The organism is Zhouia spongiae, assembly GCF_022760175.1.
In the GTDB taxonomy this organism is placed as follows: Bacteria; Bacteroidota; Bacteroidia; order Flavobacteriales; family Flavobacteriaceae; genus Zhouia; species Zhouia spongiae.
The window spans coordinates 131,081-153,951 of the sequence record NZ_CP094326.1 but is presented as its reverse complement, the minus strand read 5'-3'; the positions used below and the strand labels follow the sequence as shown (position 1 = coordinate 153,951).

Sequence of the window (22,871 nt, the reverse complement as noted above, 5' to 3'; positions counted from 1 at the left end):
TTCTTTCGGAGGTGCTTTTGTGAGTTGGTTAGCTGGGTATTTGTGTCTTATCCGGTGAGTAAAGCAACAGTTTAAGTGATAATATTAACATATGTAACTCCGGTTTCTAACAGGGACCGGAGTTTTTTAATTAACAATTTGTCAGATGAAACCCTTGGTTACAATGGATCATACCCAATTGTTGTGTTTATGCAAAAATTGTAGTTAATCTATAAAGGAAGAATTCTACATTTTTCACTCCTCTAAACTGTGCTCTGAACGCTTTTATTTTAGCATTGAAAGCTTCAGCCGAAGCATTGGTGCTCCTGTTTATAAAATAATTCAAGATCGATTTATAGTTCATAGTTATCGTATTAGCTATGGTGTTGAAAGCTTTAAACCCTGTTTGTTCTACATCCTTATACCAGTGTGCTAACTTGGTGTAAGCAGTTTGTATAGAGGTAGCTGTATTGAATATGTTTCTTAATCCTTGTACTAAATCATATGCTTTTTTGATGTCGGGGTATTGTTCAAAGAGGATTTTGGATCGTATGTGTTGATTTTGTGTCCAATTGTTGGGTGCTTTATAGAGTAGATACCTACTTCTAGCCAAGAGTTGTTTTCTGGTATCCCCATTAGGAAAGGTTTTTGGAATGAACACTTTTTGTGTACTCTTACTTTGTTTAATTTGTTCATTTTCTAGGTCAATAGCTTCCCATCGATGTTTGATTCTAATATCTTGTAGTGCTTCTAGGGCTAGTTTTTGTACATGAAATCGATCTGTTACCTGTATGGCTTTAGGGAAGCATTTTTTGACAATCATTTTCATTGAATGTGCCATATCCAAAGTAATCTCTTTTACCTTATCTCTAAGTGTCTTCGGGATTTTAAGCAGTTGTTCTATAATAGGTTCAGCTTTGGTTCCCGTAAGTATAGCTACAATAGCACCTTTCTTACCTTTAGCTTTTTTATTAGTAATAATAGTGTAGAGTTCTCCTTTGGATAGAGCAGTCTCATCAATAGATAAATACTTACCCATATTCTCAGGAAAGATTAACCAGTCTTTAGCGTGGGGCTTATCTTTCCACTCTTTAAAATCACTTAGATAATCTCGATAGTGTCGTTGTAACTTCTTGCCTTTAACTCCATAAAACCCACCTATGGTGTGGCAATCATTAGTCTTGGTACTGACCAAGTGCTTTTAAAAAAGCATCGAACTCTACGGTCATACGAGTTCCCTGCGCTACCAAATTCCAATTTCGATGCACGACTTGCCCTGTGGTTTTGTCTAGCCATCGACGGCGCTTGATATGTAAATAAACATGCTTGCCACGAACAGGGAAATCCTGAATGGTGATTGCTTTATGAAAACCGTGTGAAATAAGTATCTCAGAGGAAAGTTCTTTTGGAATATCATTCTTCTCCTCAAAATAAAGATGAAGAACATCTTTGTTTATTTCATGCTTAGCAATATCGAAATGAGTAATTAATAGTTCAGGTAAGAGAACCTTTAGTAAGTCAATGTATGGATCCAATAAAGTCAGTTTTTAAAACAAAGATCATACTATAAATTCAATTTACACACAACTTTTGAGATTGATCCGTTACAATTACAAAAATCATTGCTTTTTATTGTCTTTTTTACGCTGGTGTTAAGATATTTGGAATCCTGAAAGGTATGTGGCTGATTCCTAATCTTATCATTGCACTGGGGTTATTGATCGTTAGTGGAGTTGGTTTTCTGGCGATAAAAAGAAACTCCTATAACTGGTGGTATGCAATTATAGGAGCTGTGTTGATTTCTGTGTTGAGATATTATGAAACAGAGTTCATACAGTATATGAATCAAGTGTTTGCTTCATAATTGAGGTTTAGACATATTTTTGATAATTTTCGGAATGTGTCTATATGTGTTTTTACTCAACGGTCGTACTACATAATTTTAGAAAAGAATACGGCATTCATTAATAATTTGTTGGTCCCGTACCAGAATGCTCTAAAGTTTGTGTTGTCGGTGAACCCAATTACGCGTCCTCGTCCCAAACGTTGAACCTGAAAAGGAACAGAACCTTTTAAAAGCTCTAAGTTTTCTTCAGAGATGTATCCGCTTAATAAGGGCTTCGGAGTATACTGGATTGGGTTGTTATAGCTTTGCTCATTGGGCTCTATGTAGATGTTGGTATTTCTGAACATTGGTAGTGTTTTGTTCTTGTAGCCGAAATTGATGGGGTGTGATCTGTCAATCCTTGCTTCAAAAATAGCGCCTCCTGTAACCTGGGCACCTGAGAAGGATTCCTTTTGTTCAAAAGAGATGTTCCTGGCGGTCATTTCTTTTTCTTTAAGGTTGATTTTAAGAAGATCGTTATTCTTTAACCAGTTGACAGTATTCCGGAAGCCTATTAATGTGCCTCCGTTTCTTACCCATTCTTTAAGGTTATTTATGATGGAACTGCTTAGCGCATTCCCCCGCATATTAGGCAATATAATAGCTGTGTACCTGTCCAGGTCGGTTCTGTTCAGGTTGTCTGTATCTAATTTGGAGATCTGCATGTTGTATTGCTGATCGAACAAATGCCATATTTCTCCTGCGTCATATGATGTTATTCCGTTGCCTACTATTAATGCTACCTTTTGGTTTTTTAAAGCTTCAAAATCATTGCTCCCCAAATCGATCCCTGTTGTTAAGCCTGTTGAAACAGCAGTTATATCTATATGTGATACGTCAGCCGTTTTTTTAAGGAAATTGTATAGTGCTGTTTTGTTCAGTTTTTGATTTTGGACAGGAATCATGATGGTTCCATAGTCGTAATCTTTGCCTTCTACAAAAAAAGGTGTTTTTCCGACTTTCGCCCTGATGCCTTTGCTCAGTATCATATTCAGGGCTTTTGGAGTATAGTATTCATGCCATTCAAAAAGATAAGCATAGCTGCTCTCTTTGTTAATGCTCCCCTTTTTTATAGAAAGATGATCTATTTTGTTTCCGGTGGTAGTGGTTTCGGTAAAGTCGAGGTTAAAAGCATAAGGGAATGTCCATGCTGAAATATCATAAAAGAGACTGTCTTCAAACTTTGTTCTGATGTCAAACATAGCTTCTATTAAGCGATGGTTTTTTTGATTTTTCGGAACTATATAGCTGTTTTCTTTCTTATAATCTTTACCGTTAATTGTAATATCACCTGTCGGTTCGTATAAATCGATAAGGTGGCTTTTCATGATTTTTGCAAGTTGATAGGCCTTTGTGGCGTCCTTTTCATCGCCAAAAATATAAGCTTTGTTTTTGGTTTTGGAAGCTTCGCTTCTGGCATTTGTATAAAAATCCCGTTGATAGTTCAATATGTCAACTCTTAGGTTTTTTGCAGCTTCAAGAGTTGATAATACTGTAGTAAACTGGTTCCTGATAGTAAAGGGGAAGGTAAGGATCCCGTTCTCTGATTCTTGTAGGTGTCCTCTTGAGCTGCCCTGTTCGAATAAAATGCCGATACTGCCGTTTATATCAGGAAAAGTTGAGCCTTTACCATAATAGAAGTCGTCATAATCTTCTTCCGAGTAATATAAAGAGCCGATCTTATCCAGGGCTTTTGCATGATATTTGGCAATCTCTTTAGTTAGTTGCTGATTCATCTTTGGGGTTAGCGGATTAACCCTTGACGGTTCCCCCGGTTGAAAAAAGAAAGTGGAGTTCGTGCCCATTTCGTGATGGTCGGTCAGTATGTTGGGCATCCAATGATGAAAGCTTTCAATACGGGCTTGGCTTTCAGGCAGCTGAATCGGAAGCCAGTCGCGATTCAGGTCAAACCAGTAATGGTTGGTTCTGCCTCCCGGCCATACTTCGTCGTATTCCCTGTCGTTCGGATCGGGGTTCAGAACATGACTTCTGTTTGAATTAGCCCAGTAGGCAAACCTTTGCAGGCCATCCGGATTAAATGAAGGATCGAACAGAATGATCGTATTGTTTAACAGGTTGTCTATCTCATTGCCTTCTGCAGCTGCCAAATAATAAGCAGCTGCCAATGCCGCATTAGATCCGCTTGGCTCATTGCCGTGTATGGAAAATCCCTGGTACACAACGATAGGCATATTGTCCGTGTTTAGAGCGTTGCTGTTGTTCTCGGTGAGCCGGATATGGTCTTGTCTTATTTGTTCGATATTGGCCTGGTTTTTTTCGGAGGTAACGGTTAGCAGAAGAATCGGCCTCCCTTCATATGTTGTTCCCCTGTTTTCAATAGATATCCTTGGCGATGCTTCGGCAAGCTTTTTCATGTATGTTACCAGTTTATCATGGGTTACGTGCCATTCGCCAACCTCGTGCCCGATAATCTCTTTAGGGGTTGGTATGTTTGCGTTGTATGAAACATTTTGTGGTAAGTAGTAATCCAGTGTAATATCGTTTTGTCCTGATATGAATTGAGTAAAAACAATAACAAGAAAAGTGATTTTTTTCATAGGTGTTGATTTTTCTTAAAAAGTAAATATAAAAAAACCGCCTATGAATTAACAAAGGCGGTGTGTACTTTATGATGTTCTAACTTTTTAAATGTCGTCGAAGCTAATGTCGGTAAACTTTTCCGTGTTTACTTCTTCTGCATTTAATTCTGATTCATCATTTAATGAAAATTCTTCTTTTTTAAAGTCCTTCTGATGGCGCTCAGAGATCACTTCTTCTCCTTTTTCATTTATGATGAAGCTGGTTGTTTCATCAAGAATTTCTTTGAAGGCATCAAAATCTTCCTTATAAAGATAGATTTTGTGTTTTTTGTAATGGAAGGAACCGTCGTCGTGAGTGAACTTTTTACTTTCGGTCACGGTTAGGTAATAATCTCCAGCCTTAGTCTCACGTACATCAAAGAAGTAAGTTCTTCTTCCGGCTCTTAAAACTTTAGAGAAAATTTCGTCTTTCTCTAATAAATCTTTTTCGCTCATAATCCCTCTTGTAGTCTTAAAATTAGTTTTTTCAACAAATCAAAAATGTGAAAAAAATCGCAACGAAACAAAAAAAAGTTAGTTTTCTTTTTCTGACAACTGGTTTAAGTATAGTTCTTTATAGTATCCTTCCTGGCTTATCAGCTGATTATGAGTTCCTTGCTGGGTTATTTTTCCGTCTTCCAAAACAATGATTTTATCAGCGTTTTTGACCGATGAAATACGGTGACTTACAATAATTGTTGTTTTTTCGTTAGATATTTTACGAAGGTTATTTAGAATTTGCTCTTCTGTTTCCGTGTCTACAGCCGATAATGAATCATCGAATAAGTATATTTTCGGATCTTTTATCATTGCACGGGCAATAGAGACCCTTTGTTTTTGCCCCCCGCTTAATGTAATTCCTCTTTCTCCCAGAACGGTGTCATATTGTTTAGTGAAACCAAGGATATTTTCATGTACCGCAGCTTTTTTAGTAGCTTCAATAATTTCTTCATCCGTGGCATCTGCCTTTCCGAACCTGATATTGTTCTTTATAGAATCTGAAAATAAAAAGGCATCCTGAGGAACGGCTCCGATGCTGTTTCTCAGGTCGTATAAATTAATTTGTCTTATGGGGGTGTTGTCGATTAGGATTTCTCCGCCAGTTACATCATACAGCCTTCCTATAAGATCGAGAATGGTTGATTTTCCCGATCCTGTTTTACCTATTAGTGCCAGGGTTTCCCCTTTTTGAAGTGTGAAGGAAACATTATTTAAGGTAGTGATATTGGTATCGTCGTAAGTGAGACTCACATTATTGAAAGTGATTTTTCCGTTTATCAGAGAGTTTTCTTCTGTCTCATTTTGTATTTCCGGAGTTAAGCTCATAAATTCATTGATACGTTTTTGGGAAGCTTCTGCCCTTTGTACAATAGATGTTACCCATCCGACGATGGCTACAGGCCATGTTAAAAAGTTGACATACATGATAAATTCGGCAATAATCCCTATGCTGTGAATCTTTCCGTTTATATACTGCATACCGCCAACATATATTGCCAGAGTGGTACTCAAACCTATCATTAAGATCATTAAGGGCATAAACCAGGCATTGACTTTAGCCAGATTCATGCTTTTGTCCTTCCCTTCATTGGCAAGATTTGCCAGCGTAGCATTTGTTTCGGGCTCAATGCCATATGCTTTGATCACGGATATCCCTGAGAATGATTCCTGTGAAAAAGCCGACAGGTCGGATAAGTATGCCTGGACAGCTGTACTCCTTTCGTGAATGACTTTGCTTATTTTGTAGATTAAAACAGACAGGAAAGGAAGCGGTATTAACGTATACATGGCCATTGTAGGCGCTTTGTATATCATAATGGGAATGACACATATAAATAAGGTGATGGTCTGGATGCTGTACATTATGGCAGGACCTGCATAGTTTCTTACCTGGGTTACATCTTCGCTTATCCTGTTCATCAGATCTCCTGTCCGGTTCTTTTTGAAGAAACCTAAAGAAAGCCGTTCGTATTGTTTGAAAATTTCATTTTTAAGATCGTACTCAACATATCTGGATACATTGATAATGGTTTGTCTCATTAAAAATGTAAAGAATGCAGACAGAAGCGTGGTTCCTATAATAATAAATATATACAGTATTAATTCCTCTTTTACAGCCGATATACCGGCTCCGGGTGTTTTTAAGTAATTTTCGACTGCTGTTATGGACTTATTGATATAAGGAGGAAGGAACAAAGAGAATATACGGGCAATTATTGTGATGATTATTCCAACAAGAAGCTTCCATTTGTATTTAAAAAAGAATTTATGAATTGACTTTAATTCTTTCATGTTCTATTTGAGATTATTTGTGTTTGATTGAATGTTGGATCAAAAAAGTTAATTTTGCCAAATATTCAATTTTGGTATTGTTTTTTCGTTTATTTTTGACGAATTGAAAATTTAAATAGCTTTTAATTTAAAACTATATAATATGCGATCAGAAGTAGTTGCCCTAAATGATCTTAAAAAAGTAGACCCGGTATTTGGTCAGCTTTCTTTCGATAATCATGAACAAGTAGTGTTCTGTCACGACAAAGATACAGGATTAAAGGCAATTATCGGTATTCATAATACAGTATTGGGGCCCGCGCTTGGGGGAACCAGAATGTGGAAATACCATAATGAATGGGAGGCTTTGAATGATGTATTGAGATTGTCGCGAGGGATGACCTTTAAATCTGCGATCAGTGGCTTGAATTTGGGAGGCGGAAAAGCAGTTATAATCGGAGATGCCAAAACGGAAAAGACTCCTGAACTAATGAAAAAATTTGGAGAGTATGTACATTCTCTTGGAGGAAAGTATATAACTGCAGAAGATGTAGGTATGGAGACGTCTGATATGGATCTGGTGCATGATGTAACTCCGTACGTAACCGGAATTTCCGAGTCCAGGGGTGGAGCAGGGAACCCTTCACCTATAACTGCCTATGGAGTGTATATGGGAATGAAAGCTGCTGCCAAATACCAATTTGGGAGTGATGTGTTATCGGGTAAAAAAGTATTGGTGCAAGGTATAGGTCACGTAGGTGAAACTTTGGTTGAATATCTAACAAAAGAGGATGCCAGGGTTGTTATAGCCGATATTAATGAAGAAAGATTGAACCAGGTGAGTGCCAAGTATGGTGCAGAAATATATAAGGGAGATGACCTTTACAAGGAATCGGCCGATATATATGCTCCATGTGCTTTGGGGGCAACAGTAAATGATGAGACGATTAATAAACTTCAGGTTAAGGTAATTGCCGGTGCAGCAAATAATCAGCTGGCAAATGAAAATACTCATGGTGCCATGTTGAAAGCGAAGGGAATCGTTTATGCACCTGATTTTTTAATTAATGCAGGAGGAATTATTAATGTGTATGCAGAGATTGAAAAATACGGTAAGGATGAAATCATCAGGAAAACCGAAAATATCTATAATACAACCTTAGAAATTTTTGCCAAGGCTGAACTTGAAAAGATCACAACACATCAGGCAGCTCTTAAAATGGCTCAGGCACGTATCGATGCCCGTAAATTAGAGTCAAAAAAATAAGAGACTTTACATAAATAATTTTAATTTTGCGGGGCGGAAGGATTATCCTTCCGCCCTTAATTTTTTAGTAAGTTCTTTATAGTATGTTAACAAGGAGACATATTCGGGTAAAAGTAATGCAATCTATTTATGCATTAGCCCAGTCTGGAGGTAATTCTAATGTTGATAAAGAAGTGAAATTCGTGAAGTTCAGCATGGATAATATGTACAACCTCTATTTGACTTTGATTTCGTTGCTAATCGAAATCCAGAAAAAAGCAGATGAGCAGCAACGTTTATCTCAAAAGAAATATCTTGCCACGCAGGAAGAGAAAAATCCAAATAAGAAGTTTGTAAATAATGATGTTTTAAAGCTTTTAGTGGCTAATGAACCGCTACAGGAAGAGTTGTCTAACCGGAAATTGTCGTGGGATCTGGACGATAAATATGTAGAGATCATTTATGATGCTATTCTTGAAAGCGACATTTACCGGAATTATATGTCCGGAACCGAATCGTCTTTTAAGGAAGATAAAGAATTCGTGGCAGACATATATAAAAATATAATAGCACCAAACGATAAATTATACGAATTTATCGAGGATCATAATTTGACCTGGGTAGATGATTTGCCTTTGGTGAATACCCTTATTTTAAAAATGATTACCGGACTTAAGAAGAATTCAGAAGTTAACTATTTTCTTCCTTCTCTCTATAAGGACGATGACGATCTGAAGTTTGCCCTGGACCTGTTTAAGAAAACAGTTCTTAATTACGAAAAGTTGCAGGAAGAGATTTCAGGGAAGACTCCAAACTGGGATGTGGAAAGGATCGCGGACATGGATTCTATTTTATTGAAAATGGCGATATGTGAGTTTCTTAAGTTCCCTTCAATTCCGGTTAAAGTGACCATGAACGAATATGTTGAAATAGCCAAAGAATACTCTACCCCTAAAAGCAGTGTGTTTATAAATGGTATTTTGGATAAGCTGGTGAAGGAATACCAAAATGATAATAAATTGAATAAAGTTGGACGCGGACTCATGTAACACTTACCGATAAATGTTATATTGCGCCTAATATTTAGTAATTTTACCCCAATTAAAATTCTATAAAAAATGAAAAAAATAGTATTAACATTAGTTGCCGTAGCTGCAATGTCTTTTGTTGCATGTAAAGACAATGCTGCTGATAAAATAAAAACTGAGAATGTTGATCTTGCTGCTCAGCGCGATGCCGATGCAAAGAATTTGCCTGTAATGACCTTCGAAAAAGCTGAACATGACTTTGGTAATATTGTACAAGGAACCCAGGTTGAAACAATATTTAAGTTTACAAATACAGGAAAAGCACCGTTAATTATTACTGATGCAAAATCTAGTTGCGGGTGTACAGTGCCTGAAAAGCCAAAAGATCCTATTGCACCGGGTGAAACCGGAGAGTTATTGGTTAAGTTTAACGGTTCGGGTTCGAACCAGGTGATGAAAACTATTACAGTTACAGCAAATACTGCTAACGGGAAAGAGACCTTAAGAATTAAGGCATTTGTAACTCCTAAAGCACAAGCCGGATCTCCTGTAAAAGTGTCTAACTAAGAATAATAAAAATAATTAATGGAAATTTTAAATCAATTTGCCCCGTTTATTTTAATCTTCGCAGTGATGTATTTCTTTATGATCCGTCCACAGATTAAAAAACAAAAACAAGAAAAGAAATTTGCTAGTGAGTTAAAGAAAGGTGATAAGGTGGTTACCAAAAGCGGAATGCACGGTAAGATCTTAGAACTTGGAAGTGATAATACTTGTGTTATCGAAACTTTAGCGGGTAAAATTAAATTTGATCGTTCTGCGATTTCTATGGAAATGTCTCATCGATTAAATGCTCCGGAAAAGAAATAGGTTACTATCTGTTATAAGTACGTAATAAAAGAGGGTCGCTCAGGCGACCCTCTTTTATTTTCTGTACTTGTCATTTAGCCCGATGCCTTTTTTGATCATTGGAATAATTTTTTCCAATCGTTTGAGTTTGGTGTTTTCTCTTTTGGCTTCTAACAGGTATTCTGCATACTCCTTTTGTTTATAAGAAGTCAGCTCGCCGAATGCTTTTTTAAGGCTGGAATCATTAGATAATGCGTCTGTTAATTCAGAAGGGAATCCTGGCTTTTCAGTTTTAGGTGGAGTTATGGTTTTTCCATCCTTTTGATTCTGAACGGCCTCTGAAATATAGGAGCTTACAAGTTTTCTATCTATTTCATTTATAGTAGTAAACCGCCATTGTCTCATGGCAACTGTTTTTCCTTCCTGAGCATTTATAAGTTTGTTTCCGGTGTCTTTTAAAAGTGCCCCGTTAAAAAACCAAATACCGACATAACTTTTAAATGCTCCCAGTCCGATCACATTTTTATTGTTAACGGTGTATGTAGGAGCTCCCCATTTAATGGTTTCCTCCATTTCAGTATTGAGCATGAGTTTCCGTAAAAGAACCAGCTCTTTGTTCCATTCGGGATGTTTACTTATATACTCATCTACTGAAAAAACAGCCATAGTGTGCTAGTTTTTGTATTTGTTGGCCGTAAGCTCAGCAATTTTAACAATTACTTCTGTCGCTTTTACCATGCTCTCAACAGGTATGTATTCGTAGCGACCGTGAAAATTATGTCCGCCCGCAAAAATATTTGGACACGGGAGTCCCATGTAAGAAAGTTGGGAGCCGTCTGTGCCTCCTCTGATGGGTTTGATGATAGGAGTTATGCCTAATTGTTTCATCGCTTCTTCCGCAATCTCTACAATATGAAAGACAGGTTCAACTTTTTCGCGCATATTGTAATACTGGTCTTTTATTTCTATAGATACGGCATCATCGCCATATTTACTTTTTAAATCGTCTGCAATTTGAAGTATTAATTCTTTACGGGCTTCAAAGTTATTTCGATCGTGGTCTCTTATTATTCCATCTATCTGGGTCAGTTCTACATCACCTTTAATTCCGTAAAAGTGGAAGAAACCTTCTCTTTCTTCGGTTGACTGAGGAATTTCTCTAGGCGGTAACAATGATAAAAACTCATTGGCAATGATCAGGGAGTTAACCATTTTCCCTTTAGCATACCCTGGGTGAACACTTTTTCCGCTCAGCTTTACAACCACACCGGCAGCATTGAAGTTTTCGTATTCGAGTTCTCCAATTTGACTTCCATCCATGGTATAGGCCCAGTCGGCACCAAACTTTTTTACATCAAATTTGTGCGCTCCTCTTCCGATCTCTTCATCCGGTGTAAAACCAACCCTTATTTTTCCATGCTTTATTCCGGGGTTATTAATAAGGTATTTCATAGCCTCCATGATTTCGGTAATACCGGCTTTATCATCGGCTCCTAAAAGTGTAGTCCCGTCGGTAGTAATGAGCGTCTGACCTTTATAGAGCAAAAGGTCTTCAAAATAATCGGGAGACAGGATGATGTTGTTTTCTTTGTTCAGAACAATATCTTTTCCGTCATAGTTATTTATGATTTGAGGCTTGACATTAGTACCGCTGTAATCAGGAGTCGTGTCAAAATGTGCTACAAAACCAATAGCAGGCACTTCGTGCTCCACGTTAGAAGGCAGCGTGGCCATAATATATGCGTTTTCGTCTATGGAAACGTCCTGCATCCCCATGTTTTTTAATTCCTCAACCAGTTTATTAGCTAAATCCCATTGCTTTTTTGTGCTGGGAGTTGTATTGCTATCTGGATCAGATTGTGTATCTATCGTAACGTAACTGATAAAACGATCAATAATCTCATTCATGAATATAACTTTTCATCAAAAATAAGTTATATAGTTTAGTTTTAGTATTATTTTGAAGAAATATTGAGGGCCTGTGAAGCAGTTTTATTATGGTGATGATTATTGTTTTGCTTGTATGCTCCCTTCTCTGAAAAAGAACAGGAAGACTTGCTTTTCATTCCTGTTTTTTTAGAGTATTTTTGCCCAAACAAAATCAGCATGTATAAGCTTCTTATTCGTCCCGTTCTTTTCCTTTTCGACCCTGAAAAGGTACATTATTTTACTTTTTCTGCAATTCGTACACTACATAAGATTCCGGGAGTGCCGGCTTTCATCAGGGGAGTCTTTAAGGTAGAGGATAAACGTTTAGAGCGGGAGGTTTTCGGACTGAATTTTAAGAACCCGGTAGGGTTGGCGGCCGGATTCGATAAAGATGCCCGTCTTTTTAATGAATTTTCAAATTTTGGATTTGGATTTATAGAGATAGGAACCCTCACGCCTAAACCTCAAGCTGGTAACCCCAAAAAGAGACTATTCAGACTGAAGGCAGATAGCGCTATAATTAACCGTATGGGCTTTAATAACGGCGGGGTTGATGAGGCTGTTGAAAGGTTGAAAAAGAATAAAGGGGTGCTTATCGGTGGAAATATAGGAAAGAATAAGGTTACTCCAAATGAAGAAGCCGTTACTGATTATATGGTATGTTTTGAAGCGCTATATGATTTTGTTGATTATTTTGTGGTGAATGTGAGTTCACCAAACACACCCAACTTAAGGGCGCTCCAGGATAAAGAACCGTTAACATTACTGTTAAACACCTTACAAGAACTTAATAATAAAAAGCCTGTTCAAAAACCTATTTTGCTCAAAATAGCTCCCGATTTAACAGACGATCAGTTGCTCGATATTATAGATATAGTTAAAGATACCGGGATAGCCGGGGTGATAGCGACCAATACGACTATCTCAAGAGATGGACTGGTCTCTGAGAATAAAAAAGAAGCGGGAGGGTTAAGCGGCAAACCGCTGACGGACAGATCTACGGAAGTGATCAGGTTTTTAGCAGAAAAAAGCAATAAAGCTTTCCCGATCATAGGTGTTGGAGGAATTCATTCTGCACAGGATGCCATAGAAAAGTTAGAGGCCGGAGCAGATTTGGTACAGGTCTATACCGGATTTATATATCAGGGACCTAAGTTGATAAAGGATATAAATAAAGCCTTACTCGCTTAGTTACCTGTTAATAAACAAATGCTGATAGTAGCCAGTTCGGAATCGGGGAATTTGGCAAAGTTTTTCTTGTCGATATACAGGCCGGCTTTCTTTGCTGCATTTTCAAACACCTCTATCTCTACAATGTATTGATCGGAATAACCATGGGTGGCATCATAGGCTGTAGCAGCCGTTTTTCCTATGTTTCCGGCAGTTAATTGTGGGGGGATGGTATGGAGTTCAATAACCAGTAGCCCGAATTTTTTAACATAAGGCTTCCATAGGGTTAAATGTTCTGTAAGATTCTGCTCCACATCATTATTCATCAGGATGTCTCCTTTGTGTGCAAAAGCTCCGGTAGATTTGCTTATGAATTTTGGCTGATGATCTGGTTTTTTCCAGATCCGGTTGTGATCTAAAAAAGTACGGACATTAAGAAGTTCCTTTAACTGGATATTATAATCTTTGTTGAGGGTCTGTTCTAATAATACAGGATTGCTGATATCTCCCCAGATGACTTTTGCCCAAATATCAGCCTGTATCATGTTAGCCCTGGTAACTTTCAGGGCTGCTTCGTTATAATCTGCCCCTACTAAAAATAAAGGATGTTCATCCAGGTGTTTTCCTCTTTTAGTTTGTTTTTCAATCAGATTGTACAGGTGAATTAAAAAAGCCCCGTTCCCGCATCCCATATCCAAAATCCCTTTAGGTTGTTCGGTCACAGGTTCTTTGTTAAAGATGTCAAGTATGATTTCATCTATTTTTTTGAAATAAACGGCATGTGCTCCCCCGCTTCCCCATACATTCATTTCCCTGTATATATGAGGTTCAGGTTTGTTAGGTTCGATATTCCTTAAGGGTTTGTAATCGCCGAAAATTAACTGGTCTAAGTTTCTTAGGGTAGGGGTGTAAGACACAGTTACTCCGTATGCGCTGGCCCGTTTCGCAAAGAATAAGCCTTTTTCGGTGAAACGGTATGTACCATTCTTTTTGGAAAACCAGTTTAGTTTCGTCAGGATGTCTAATACCTGTTTAAATATTTGGGGTTTTTTATGGTATTCTTCAGGTTTGAATGATGCTTCCATAAAGTATTTGTGGAACATGCCACCTCTGCCCAGAATGACAATCAGGGGGCCGATTAGGACTCCTTCGATATGCGACAATACCTGCAGGTATACCTTTTTGTTTTTACCATCCGTAAAATCATGCTGTGTTTTTGCTTCCTGAAGGGTGGTAAAAAGTTTTTCCATAGCTAAAACAAGCTCCTGGGTCAATTCATCCAATCCTGTTTTCCGGGTCAGCTTCATAAGACTGACAGCTGTCATATAGAGCTCAGTATAAAGCATAAGATGACCGGTGTTTTCGTTTTTCCGGATTGTGATGTTTCCCGTTTTGTTGTTTACCTGGTAATTTATCCATCCTTGAGAACTTAAGAGCCTGAGGGCAACATTCAGATAACCGGGATTTGCATTGAAGGCAGCAGATAGCTCGATGACTGATACGGGGACACCTGAATTATTTATACAGGCTATCACTTTGTTTTGATATAAACTGTATACCGTCGGAGCAATAACGATTCCGTCGAGATGCTTAAAAAGTTCGGATCTGAATTCTTGCTTTTCTTCTCTGGTAAGCATTGGTTTGTTGGTTGGATGTTCTTAAAGATACATATTTTCTGAATTTTTTTACGGGATAATAATGAAGGATCATCAGAATAAAAATTGTTTTTATTAAAGAAAAACGTTTCTATCTTTGATGCAATGAGCGAAGTTAAAATTATAGAGTGTCCGCGTGACGCCATGCAGGGAATTAAAGATTTTATTCCTACTCAGAAAAAGGCAGACTATATTCAGTCTCTGCTTCGGGTAGGGTTTGATACTATTGACTTCGGTAGCTTTGTTTCGCCTAAGGCCATACCTCAAATGGTGGATACGGCCGATGTTCTGCAAAAGCTGGATCTTTCTTCAGCCGTGAGTAAGCTCCTGGCTATTGTTGCCAATGTAAGAGGAGCTGTGGATGCTTCAAAATTTGAGGCCATAAATTATTTAGGGTACCCTTTTTCAATATCGGAGAACTTCCAGATGCGTAATACGCATAAAACCATCGCAGAAAGCATTGATGTCCTCAAAGAGATATTAGAAATAGCTTATAAGGCTGATAAAGAGGTTGTGGCATATTTGTCAATGGGCTTTGGAAATCCCTATGGTGATCCGTGGAATGTTGATATAGTTGGTGATTGGACTGAGAAACTATCATCTATGGGCGTTCGTATTCTTTCGTTGTCCGATACTGTCGGTTCTTCAACGCCAGATGTTATTACATACTTATTTTCCAACCTGATTCCACAATACACAAACATTGAGTTCGGAGCACATTTGCATACAACACCGGGCAGTTGGTATGAAAAGGTCGATGCAGCATATAAAGCCGGGTGTAAGCGGTTTGACGGAGCTATTATGGGGTATGGCGGATGTCCGATGGCTAAAGATAAGCTGACTGGTAATATGCCGACAGAAAGACTGCTTTCATACTTTAATACAGAAAAAGCTCATACAGGTCTTGGCGCAATGAGTTTTGAGAGTGCCTATAACGAATCGTTAAAGATATTTAGAAATTATCATTAGGAAAAATCTTCATCTCTGTAAAATTCTTAAAATTTACTTAAAATTAATCTAAATAAGCTTTGGCGGTTTCAAATTCATTTTTACTTTTGCCTCACAAATTTATATTTATTTAAATTAAGTCTAAATAATAATTTAATGAAAAAAGTAATACTTTCATTAGTCTTTGGAGCTCTAACTTTAACAACTATAGCTCAGACACTTCAGGATTCATCTCAAAGTTTAGATCCTCAACAACAGCAAAATGCTGCTCAGCGTATTTTATCTGGAAATTATGGAAAAGCTGTAACAGTGGGCGGTTATGGTGAAGTTTTGTATAATCAACCGGAGGGTGATAATGGAGAGCTGGATGTTCAGCGCTTAGTTTTATTAGTAGGATACAAGTTTAGTGAAAAGGTGCAGTTTGTAACCGAAGTAGAATTTGAACATGTAGAGGAAGTCTATATTGAGCAAGCATTTGTTAACTATAATGTAGCTGATAATATAAACTTAAGAGCAGGTTTAATGCTTGTGCCAATGGGGATTGTTAATGAGTTTCATGAACCTACAACATTTAATGGAACTGAAAGACCCGCTGTTGACGGATCTATAGTGCCATCTACCTGGAGAGAAATCGGAGTAGGGGTTACTGGTAGATTCAATGAGTTGAACTTAGGTTACCAAGCATATTTATTTAACGGATTTGCATCTGTAAATGGAGATAAATATTTAGGTGGCGCAAATGGATTAAGAAATGGTCGCCAAAAAGGAATTCAGTCTACAATTAATACGCCTAACGTATCTGCAAAGATTGATTATTATGGAGTTCCCGGATTACGTTTAGGGTTTGCAGGATATTTTGGTCGTACGCAGGCTGAAGATGATGTTGATATGATTGATGGGGCAGATATAGCTATTTCAATGGTGGGGTTAGATGCTCGTTATGCTTATAATCGTTTCACGGCCAGGGGGCAGTTTATCTATGCTGGTTTATCTGATACCGAAGATTACAATACTCTTTATGGAGCTGATTTAGGAAGTGCTTTACAAGGGTGGTATTTAGAAGGAGCATATAATTTGCTTCCTCAGCAAAACAAGCAAAAATTGTTTGCTTTTGCCAGGTATGAGCAATATGATACTCATGCCGATACAGATGGGGCTTTAGTTAGAAATGATGCTTATAATAGAAACGACTGGACTCTTGGATTGTCATATCATATAACTCCGGGAGTTGTGTTCAAAGGAGATTACCAAATTAGAGATAATGCAGTTAGCGGCGGAGATGTAACAAACAGATTGAACTTCGGTGTAGGGGTTTGGTTTTAAAGAAAAGTATGAAGATATTTTATCTGATATAATGGGTTGGGGTAGCTTGTCTGCCTCAACTTTTACTGCTTTAAAGAATTATGGAGTTCGTAAAATTGATAATTTTGTAATATGAGATGGAGATTAACAATATTGGCTTGCGTGTTTGCCTTTTTTTTGATGGGGTTTAATTTTCCAAAGGGAATCCAGAAAAAAGTGTACAAAGAAATAAAAGAAGTTTTTCAAGAAGAAACATTTGAGCTTTTAGCGGTAAAGATTGATAAAGAGATAAACAGTCAGTTGTCGACTAAGATAACTGGAGAAAATTTATACAGGATACAAAAAGGAGATGAGCTTTTAGGTTATGTTTTTGTAGATAAGGCCCCAAGTAAGACAGCTCAGTTTGACTATATGGTTTTATTTGATAAGAATCTGGTTGTTAAAAGAACTAAGGTGCTGGTTTATCGTGAGGAATATGGAGGAGAAATAGGAAGTAAGCGTTGGTTGAGACAATTTGAAGGAAAGAAAAAAAATGAAAATCTCAATGATATAGCCGCAATTTCCGGTGCAACAATTTCAGTAAATTCGATGACCAAAGCAGTGAATAATCTTTTGGCTTCACTGGGCTATTTGTATGATAATAAAATAATTGAATGAATTATAACGGATTACTTCTTACGTTTCCAAAAGAACTCAGAATGTTTTTAAGTGCTTTTGTATTAGTGCTTAGTGTTGGGTATTTAACAGGTTTATTATTTGTCTCTCAAACAGATTCAGTTACGCCTCATGGAATTGAAGAAAACTATATGGGGAACGAAAATGATGAAGAAGCTCCGGTTATGAAATTTAAAAAGGGATCCAGAGAGATGCTTACGATCATACATACTCACGTACTTTCTATGTCATTTATCTTTTTTTTATTGGGAATTCTGTTGTTTTTGGCAAAACTTCCAAAAAGGGTAAAATCTTTTTTACTTGTAGAACCCTTTGTTTCAATTATTATCACCTTTGGAGGAATATATTTAATGTGGTTAGGTGTAAGCTGGATGAAGTATATAGTAGTGTTATCGGGTGTTTTAATGACTTTGGTTTATACTACTTCTGCTATTATTGTTCTCTATCAGCTTTGTTTTCATAAGGATAGAATTAAATAATAGTTAAAGCACTTAATTTTCTATAAAAAAGCAGTATATTTGCGTGCAACAAAATCACAAGTTGCAATATGAAAGCTCACGATGCTAAAATTGTTGGCGAAGGTCTGACCTACGACGACGTTCTTCTCGTACCTAATTACTCAGAGGTACTCCCCCGCGAAGTAAATATTCAGGCAAAATTTACTAAAAACATCACTCTGAATGTACCTATCGTAGCTGCTGCTATGGATACTGTAACCGAATCGGCAATGGCAATAGCAATGGCCAGAGAAGGTGGAATCGGAGTGCTGCATAAGAATATGACTGCAGAGCAACAAGCTTTAGAAGTTCGTAAAGTGAAGCGTGCTGAAAGCGGTATGATTATAGATCCTGTTACATTACCACTCACTGCTAAGGTTGCAGATGCAAAGCAATGCATGAAAGAGCATAGTATTGGAGGTATTCCGATAGTAGATGAGGATGGGTTTTTAAAAGGGATTGTTACCAATAGGGACTTAAGGTTTGAGAAACAAGAAGACCGCTCTATTACGGAAGTGATGACGAGTGAAAACCTGGTAACGGTTGCTGAAGGGACCTCGCTTAAAGATGCCGAACATATTTTACAGGGAAATAAGATTGAAAAATTACCTGTAGTAAATGGAGCCCAAAAGCTGGTGGGCTTAATAACCTTTAGGGATATAGTCAAGCTGACCCAGAAGCCAATCGCAAATAAGGATAAGTACGGTCGTTTAAGAGTAGCTGCCGCTATAGGTGTTACCGGTGATGCCGTGGAAAGAGCCGAAGTACTGGTTAATGCCGGTATAGATGCCATTGTTATAGATACGGCACATGGACACACGAAAGGAGTGGTTACTGTATTGAAAGAGGTGAAGAAGGCTTTTCCTGAACTAGATATAGTGGTTGGTAATATAGCTACCCCGGAGGCTGCACTGTATTTAGCCGAAAATGGTGCGGATGCAGTTAAAGTAGGGATAGGGCCCGGGTCGATTTGTACAACGAGAGTAGTTGCAGGTGTAGGATTTCCACAATTCTCTGCTGTTCTTGAGGTTTCGGCGGCATTAAAGGGAACCGGCGTTCCGGTGATAGCTGACGGAGGTATCCGCTATACTGGTGATATACCAAAGGCGATAGCAGCAGGCGCCGATTGTGTAATGCTTGGATCACTTTTGGCCGGTACCAAAGAATCTCCGGGAGAGACCATTATCTATGAAGGTAGAAAGTTCAAGTCATATAGAGGGATGGGATCGGTAGAAGCCATGAATAAGGGTAGTAAAGACAGGTACTTCCAGGATGTAGAGGATGATATTAAGAAGCTGGTTCCGGAAGGAATAGTAGGTCGTGTACCTTATAAAGGTGAACTAAATGAGAGTATGCACCAGTTTATCGGAGGCTTGAGGGCCGGGATGGGGTACTGTGGTGCTAAGGATATAAATGCATTGAAAGAAAACGGACGTTTTGTGAAGATTACGGGTAGTGGTATTAAGGAGAGCCACCCTCATAATATTACAATAACCAAAGAAGCGCCTAATTATAGCAGATAAGAGTTTTATCCGGATAAAGTTTTTAAAAAGAGCCTTGTAAGTAATCTTACAAGGCTCTTCCTTTTGGTTGGTTGTTTGTAAGTGGTTATTGGCTGGTTATTTTGGAAAGTTTTGATCGGCTTTTATTTCTTCTATTTGCTGAACATGCCTGTTGGTGTGCCCGGACATAAATAATATAGCCTGATAGGCATCAATTTTTCCAAAGGGAAAATTCAGAACATAGTTCCTTAAATTAACATTGTCGCTTTTAACGAATTTGATGCTGTTCTTGCGACGATCCTTAAACGCTTTGAGGGTTTCGCTATAAGATCCAAAACTGTCCGACGGTTCAAAAGGTTTGGATGTTTTTACCTTGTTAGACCGATCGGTGATTATTGTCAGAAGGTCGCCGTCACTCATTTGTAACTCTTTTATGGTTTCAGCACTGGCTTTTTCTTCCATAGATTTTTTAATGGCAGCCATCAGGTTGTTTTCTGAGAGAGCCAGATGTTCGACACAATTGGCTATAGACCACGATTCTTCAGAGGGTTTGAAATTTAATTGTTCATCATTAAGGCCGCTTACGGCTTTTACAAGCTCTGTTTCTGTTTCATTGAGGTATTTAACGGCATGGGCTTTGTCTTTTTCGGATAATGAATTTTGGGAAAAAAGGGTTGTGCTGAGTACGAAAGCACAAACGAAAAGGAATACGGATCTCAGTTTCATTTTAGTATGATGTTTGGTTACTGAATCGTAGGTGTAGTATCATGTGAATTCTTCATGTTAAGATACAAAAAAATAAACAAAAAAATACTAATTATATGAAAATCAGTAAATGGTTGTCGCTTTGCGCTACAGCGGGATTAGTTGCCTAAAAAGAATACGGAGTTCGCTATGAATAACTTTCCGTTTTCCCAGAACCCCCTGAAAAGAGGGTTGTCAACCATGATTACAATTTGACCTTTTCCGAGAGGGTTTGATCCTAAAACCACTGTGTTCTTTTGTTTGGCGATAGCGTCACTTCCTGCAAAACCATTATATGGGGAGTGTTTTTCGTTTATATAAACGGCATTTCCTCCTTTCAGGAATTCGTATGCAGAGCTGTTCAATTTTAAAGTAAAGTAATGATCATCATATCCAAAGCTCATAGGGTGGGTTTTATCAACTTTAGCTTTAAAGATCGCACCGGTTATCATTTTCTTCATATAATCCCTTTCATGGCCGCTAAAAGGGGTTAAATCGACAGAATTACCTTCGTCAACTTCATTATCATTGTCTTCTTTTTTATGGCTGATACCAAAATCGCTGTCGTCTGCCAGGTTGTTAACAGAACTTCCTATGGATATCAGCTTCCCCCCGTTCTCAACCCATTTTTTAATAAGCTTCACGACATTGTCGTTGATCTGATCTCTTGTTTCCGGGAGTATTAAGACATCGTATTCGGAAAGATTTATCTGATTAAAATAACTTAAACCGAGTACGGAGACAGGGTATTTTAACTGTTGTTCAAAATAATGCCATACCTCACCAAAGCTTAGTGTGGAAAAAGGAGGGCCTGACAATATTCCGATTTTAACTTTAGGAATCATTTTAACGGCATTAGAACCAAAATCCTTTCCCGAATCTACAAAACCGGTTTCGGCAACAACGAGCTCTTTTTTATGTTTGTCGCTGGCTTCTTTTAGTTGTGATAAAAAAGCTGGATTATGTTTGTTGTCGGCTGTGGTTATGATAAGACTACCACGGTCGAACAATTGTCCCCTTACTTCAAAAGGTTCCGTAGTGTAGCGTACCCTGACCTTGTAGTTAATAAGTGTAGCGAGGAACCTGGCGTCATTCATGCTTTTCCAGTTTCCGACATAAGCATAATTATCTGCCGAGAAATGAATGCTTGAAGAAAAGTTTTCGTTCTTTTCGGTTGCGGGAATATGGTTTTCCGATGCGATGGCATTTAAACCATATGCATAAGGTAATGACCAGGCGGTGATGTCGTAGGTGAGGGAGTCACTCAGTTTTGTTTTGGGTTCAAAAAGAACTTTGACAAGAGTACCTTTTAACTGGTTTGTGCTTATTACAAGATCATTTTTTGTTGTCTTTACAGATCCGTTTTTGCCTTCGGAAAAATCGTAGCCCTTAACAGTTGAAGGGCGGTCAGCATATCCATATACTATTTCATGTGCATCGAGCAGGTCTGTAAGCAGCTGAATCTTGCCTGGATCGCCTGATAGCACATAGCTTTTGTATTTGAAATCCTGTTTATGATAAAACTTCTTGAATTCTTCATTAAGTCTTTTTTCGTTCAATGACGAGATCTCTATCGTAGATAAGCCTGTTGTGTTGTGATGGGCAATACGATCTTTAAGGGTTAAGGTGTCCCCGTTGCTGTTTATGATCCCCAGACCGGCTCTTCCGCTGCCGCCTTGCTCGTAGGTCATGCCGATTGCACCATTGTATGTAGGGTATGTGTCCCCGTAGCTGGGATATAATAGATCGAAAATCTCCTTCGTAAAATAAAGCCAGCCCTTTTCATCAAAATATTTTGCGTGGTTTTTTCCAATAGTAGCCTGGAACTCTTTTTGCCAGTCGGTAATGACTTCGTGTAACGGTTCGGCTGCAGGAGCAAAATAATATGGAGCATCGACGCCTTGTTCGTGGAAATCCACATGGACATGTGGTAACCACTTATTGTACATTTTAAGGCGCTGCTGACTTTCTTTTTGTGTGATCCATGCCCAATCGCGGTTGAGGTCGAACATATAATGATTAGGTCTGCCCGACAGCCACTCTTCATGGTGTTCCTTACTGTTCGGGTCTGCATTATATGGCGAGTTTTTGAATTGGTTATACCAATTGACATATCGGTCCCTGCCATCAGGATTTACACACGGATCGATGATCACGATTGTGTTTTCGAGCCACTCCTGTTTTCCGGTAAGCAGTTCGTAGGATGTACGCATCGATGCTTCGGTGCTGACAGCTTCATTTCCATGCACGTTATAACTTAACCAGACAATAACCTTATTGCCCGGATCATTCCCCTTAGCAGTGTTCAAATGGGTTTTCCGGATATTTTCAAGGTTGTTGATATTTTCTTCGGATGAGATAAAAACCAATAACAACTCTCTGCCTTCATATGTTTTTCCGTATTCTTCCAGCCTTATTTTTTCCGGATATGTCCTGGCCAGATGTTTGTAATAATCGATAACCTGATGATGCCGAGAGAAATAACTTCCCAATTCATATCCTAAAAACCCTGAAGGAGACTTAACCGGTTGAGAGGTTGCTATTAAGGCGCTTAAGAAGGCAATAATGAGTAGTGTCGGTTTCATTAAAATGAGGTGTTAGTGTATAAAACT

Annotated in this window: 21 protein-coding genes; 11 read left to right on the top strand and 10 right to left on the bottom strand. The window is 38.2% G+C overall.

Annotated elements, in window-relative coordinates:
- Positions 1–187: 187 nt before the first annotated feature.
- Positions 188–1,174 carry an ISAon1 family transposase gene (locus tag MQE36_RS00655; RefSeq protein ID WP_242937030.1) on the bottom strand — a complete coding sequence of 329 codons (987 nt, stop codon included), beginning with the start codon at positions 1,172–1,174 and terminating at the stop codon, positions 188–190.
- Positions 1,155–1,514, bottom strand: a complete 360-nt coding sequence (locus MQE36_RS00650; RefSeq protein WP_242937029.1) for an ISAon1 family transposase N-terminal region protein — start codon at positions 1,512–1,514, stop codon at positions 1,155–1,157. The genes MQE36_RS00655 and MQE36_RS00650 overlap by 20 nt, the downstream gene beginning before the upstream one ends.
- A gap of 143 nt (positions 1,515–1,657) precedes the next feature.
- On the opposite strand from MQE36_RS00650, the gene MQE36_RS00645 reads away from it, so the two are divergent.
- Complete coding sequence (locus MQE36_RS00645) at positions 1,658–1,843, top strand: hypothetical protein (RefSeq protein ID WP_242937284.1); 186 nt, start codon at positions 1,658–1,660, stop codon at positions 1,841–1,843.
- Positions 1,844–1,911: 68 nt separating this feature from the next.
- Here the strand turns inward: MQE36_RS00645 and MQE36_RS00640 are convergent, their stop codons facing one another.
- The 3 genes from MQE36_RS00640 to MQE36_RS00630 form a co-directional block, all read right to left on the bottom strand.
- The gene (locus MQE36_RS00640; RefSeq protein WP_242937283.1) at positions 1,912–4,422 is read right to left on the bottom strand and encodes a M14 family metallopeptidase; all 2,511 of its coding nucleotides are present in this window, start codon (positions 4,420–4,422) and stop codon (positions 1,912–1,914) included.
- A gap of 87 nt (positions 4,423–4,509) precedes the next feature.
- The gene (locus MQE36_RS00635) at positions 4,510–4,899 is read right to left on the bottom strand and encodes a PUR family DNA/RNA-binding protein (protein WP_242937282.1); all 390 of its coding nucleotides are present in this window, start codon (positions 4,897–4,899) and stop codon (positions 4,510–4,512) included.
- Between the two features lie 78 nt (positions 4,900–4,977).
- Positions 4,978–6,735 (bottom strand): ABC transporter ATP-binding protein, encoded by a 1,758-nt coding sequence (locus MQE36_RS00630; protein ID WP_242937281.1) that lies wholly within the window; start codon positions 6,733–6,735, stop codon positions 4,978–4,980.
- A gap of 142 nt (positions 6,736–6,877) precedes the next feature.
- On the opposite strand from MQE36_RS00630, the gene MQE36_RS00625 reads away from it, so the two are divergent.
- The 4 genes from MQE36_RS00625 (at position 6,878) to yajC (ending at position 9,858) form a co-directional block, all read left to right on the top strand.
- Positions 6,878–7,981, top strand: a complete 1,104-nt coding sequence (locus tag MQE36_RS00625; RefSeq protein ID WP_242937280.1) for a Glu/Leu/Phe/Val dehydrogenase dimerization domain-containing protein — start codon at positions 6,878–6,880, stop codon at positions 7,979–7,981.
- 83 nt (positions 7,982–8,064) lie between these two features.
- On the top strand, positions 8,065–9,009 hold the full coding sequence (gene nusB, locus MQE36_RS00620; RefSeq protein WP_242937279.1) for a transcription antitermination factor NusB: 945 nt from the start codon (positions 8,065–8,067) through the stop codon (positions 9,007–9,009).
- Between the two features lie 69 nt (positions 9,010–9,078).
- On the top strand, positions 9,079–9,555 hold the full coding sequence (locus MQE36_RS00615; protein WP_242937278.1) for a DUF1573 domain-containing protein: 477 nt from the start codon (positions 9,079–9,081) through the stop codon (positions 9,553–9,555).
- 18 nt (positions 9,556–9,573) lie between these two features.
- Positions 9,574–9,858: a preprotein translocase subunit YajC gene (gene yajC, locus MQE36_RS00610; protein ID WP_242937277.1), complete on the top strand. Its 285-nt coding sequence runs from the start codon at positions 9,574–9,576 to the stop codon at positions 9,856–9,858.
- Positions 9,859–9,912: 54 nt separating this feature from the next.
- Here yajC and MQE36_RS00605 read toward each other — a convergent pair whose 3' ends face one another.
- Positions 9,913–10,503, bottom strand: coding sequence for a YdeI/OmpD-associated family protein (locus MQE36_RS00605; protein WP_242937276.1), 591 nt, complete (start codon positions 10,501–10,503; stop codon positions 9,913–9,915).
- A gap of 6 nt (positions 10,504–10,509) precedes the next feature.
- Positions 10,510–11,745 (bottom strand): peptidase T, encoded by a 1,236-nt coding sequence (pepT, locus tag MQE36_RS00600; protein WP_242937275.1) that lies wholly within the window; start codon positions 11,743–11,745, stop codon positions 10,510–10,512.
- 198 nt (positions 11,746–11,943) lie between these two features.
- Here pepT and MQE36_RS00595 point away from each other — a divergent pair, with 198 nt between their 5' ends.
- Positions 11,944–12,957 carry a quinone-dependent dihydroorotate dehydrogenase gene (locus MQE36_RS00595; protein WP_242937274.1) on the top strand — a complete coding sequence of 338 codons (1,014 nt, stop codon included), beginning with the start codon at positions 11,944–11,946 and terminating at the stop codon, positions 12,955–12,957.
- Here the strand turns inward: MQE36_RS00595 and MQE36_RS00590 are convergent.
- The gene (locus MQE36_RS00590) at positions 12,954–14,573 is read right to left on the bottom strand and encodes an AprA-related methyltransferase (RefSeq protein ID WP_242937273.1); all 1,620 of its coding nucleotides are present in this window, start codon (positions 14,571–14,573) and stop codon (positions 12,954–12,956) included. The two genes, MQE36_RS00595 and MQE36_RS00590, sit on opposite strands and share 4 nt — an antisense overlap.
- Before the next feature lie 123 nt (positions 14,574–14,696).
- Here MQE36_RS00590 and MQE36_RS00585 point away from each other — a divergent pair, with 123 nt between their 5' ends.
- The 5 genes from MQE36_RS00585 to guaB all read left to right on the top strand — a co-directional run bounded on the left by MQE36_RS00585 (position 14,697) and on the right by guaB (position 19,536).
- Positions 14,697–15,560: a hydroxymethylglutaryl-CoA lyase gene (locus tag MQE36_RS00585; RefSeq protein WP_242937272.1), complete on the top strand. Its 864-nt coding sequence runs from the start codon at positions 14,697–14,699 to the stop codon at positions 15,558–15,560.
- Between the two features lie 135 nt (positions 15,561–15,695).
- A complete protein-coding gene (locus tag MQE36_RS00580; protein ID WP_242937271.1) occupies positions 15,696–16,862 on the top strand; it encodes a porin in 1,167 nt (388 codons plus the stop codon).
- A 195-nt stretch (positions 16,863–17,057) separates the two neighbouring features.
- Complete coding sequence (locus tag MQE36_RS00575) at positions 17,058–17,498, top strand: FMN-binding protein (protein ID WP_242937270.1); 441 nt, start codon at positions 17,058–17,060, stop codon at positions 17,496–17,498.
- Positions 17,495–17,995: a hypothetical protein gene (locus MQE36_RS00570; protein ID WP_242937269.1), complete on the top strand. Its 501-nt coding sequence runs from the start codon at positions 17,495–17,497 to the stop codon at positions 17,993–17,995. The genes MQE36_RS00575 and MQE36_RS00570 overlap by 4 nt, the downstream gene beginning before the upstream one ends.
- Positions 17,996–18,063: 68 nt before the next feature.
- Positions 18,064–19,536, top strand: a complete 1,473-nt coding sequence (gene guaB / locus MQE36_RS00565) for an IMP dehydrogenase (protein ID WP_242937268.1) — start codon at positions 18,064–18,066, stop codon at positions 19,534–19,536.
- A gap of 96 nt (positions 19,537–19,632) precedes the next feature.
- On the opposite strand, the gene MQE36_RS00560 is transcribed toward guaB, so the two are convergent.
- Together MQE36_RS00560 and MQE36_RS00555 are read right to left on the bottom strand one after the other, a co-directional pair.
- Complete coding sequence (locus MQE36_RS00560) at positions 19,633–20,241, bottom strand: DinB family protein (protein ID WP_242937267.1); 609 nt, start codon at positions 20,239–20,241, stop codon at positions 19,633–19,635.
- 137 nt (positions 20,242–20,378) lie between these two features.
- Positions 20,379–22,844, bottom strand: a complete 2,466-nt coding sequence (locus tag MQE36_RS00555) for a M14 metallopeptidase family protein (RefSeq protein WP_242937266.1) — start codon at positions 22,842–22,844, stop codon at positions 20,379–20,381.
- Between the last annotated feature and the right edge of the window lie 27 nt (positions 22,845–22,871).

Bases quoted from the DNA above. Each gene is read 5' to 3' on its own strand.
- MQE36_RS00605 (WP_242937276.1), bottom strand. From the start codon at position 10,503: ATGGCTGTTTTTTCAGTAGATGAGTATATAAGTAAACATCCCGAATGG.
- MQE36_RS00595 (WP_242937274.1), top strand. From the start codon at position 11,944: ATGTATAAGCTTCTTATTCGTCCCGTTCTTTTCCTTTTCGACCCTGAA.
- MQE36_RS00585 (WP_242937272.1), top strand. From the start codon at position 14,697: ATGAGCGAAGTTAAAATTATAGAGTGTCCGCGTGACGCCATGCAGGGA.
- MQE36_RS00630 (WP_242937281.1), bottom strand. From the start codon at position 6,735: ATGAAAGAATTAAAGTCAATTCATAAATTCTTTTTTAAATACAAATGG.
- MQE36_RS00580 (WP_242937271.1), top strand. From the start codon at position 15,696: ATGAAAAAAGTAATACTTTCATTAGTCTTTGGAGCTCTAACTTTAACA.
- pepT (WP_242937275.1), bottom strand. From the start codon at position 11,745: ATGAATGAGATTATTGATCGTTTTATCAGTTACGTTACGATAGATACA.
- MQE36_RS00640 (WP_242937283.1), bottom strand. From the start codon at position 4,422: ATGAAAAAAATCACTTTTCTTGTTATTGTTTTTACTCAATTCATATCA.
- MQE36_RS00615 (WP_242937278.1), top strand. From the start codon at position 9,079: ATGAAAAAAATAGTATTAACATTAGTTGCCGTAGCTGCAATGTCTTTT.
- yajC (WP_242937277.1), top strand. From the start codon at position 9,574: ATGGAAATTTTAAATCAATTTGCCCCGTTTATTTTAATCTTCGCAGTG.
- MQE36_RS00645 (WP_242937284.1), top strand. From the start codon at position 1,658: ATGTGGCTGATTCCTAATCTTATCATTGCACTGGGGTTATTGATCGTT.
- guaB (WP_242937268.1), top strand. From the start codon at position 18,064: ATGAAAGCTCACGATGCTAAAATTGTTGGCGAAGGTCTGACCTACGAC.
- MQE36_RS00590 (WP_242937273.1), bottom strand. From the start codon at position 14,573: ATGCTTACCAGAGAAGAAAAGCAAGAATTCAGATCCGAACTTTTTAAG.
- MQE36_RS00625 (WP_242937280.1), top strand. From the start codon at position 6,878: ATGCGATCAGAAGTAGTTGCCCTAAATGATCTTAAAAAAGTAGACCCG.
- MQE36_RS00560 (WP_242937267.1), bottom strand. From the start codon at position 20,241: ATGAAACTGAGATCCGTATTCCTTTTCGTTTGTGCTTTCGTACTCAGC.
- nusB (WP_242937279.1), top strand. From the start codon at position 8,065: ATGTTAACAAGGAGACATATTCGGGTAAAAGTAATGCAATCTATTTAT.
- MQE36_RS00555 (WP_242937266.1), bottom strand. From the start codon at position 22,844: ATGAAACCGACACTACTCATTATTGCCTTCTTAAGCGCCTTAATAGCA.
- MQE36_RS00635 (WP_242937282.1), bottom strand. From the start codon at position 4,899: ATGAGCGAAAAAGATTTATTAGAGAAAGACGAAATTTTCTCTAAAGTT.
- MQE36_RS00570 (WP_242937269.1), top strand. From the start codon at position 17,495: ATGAATTATAACGGATTACTTCTTACGTTTCCAAAAGAACTCAGAATG.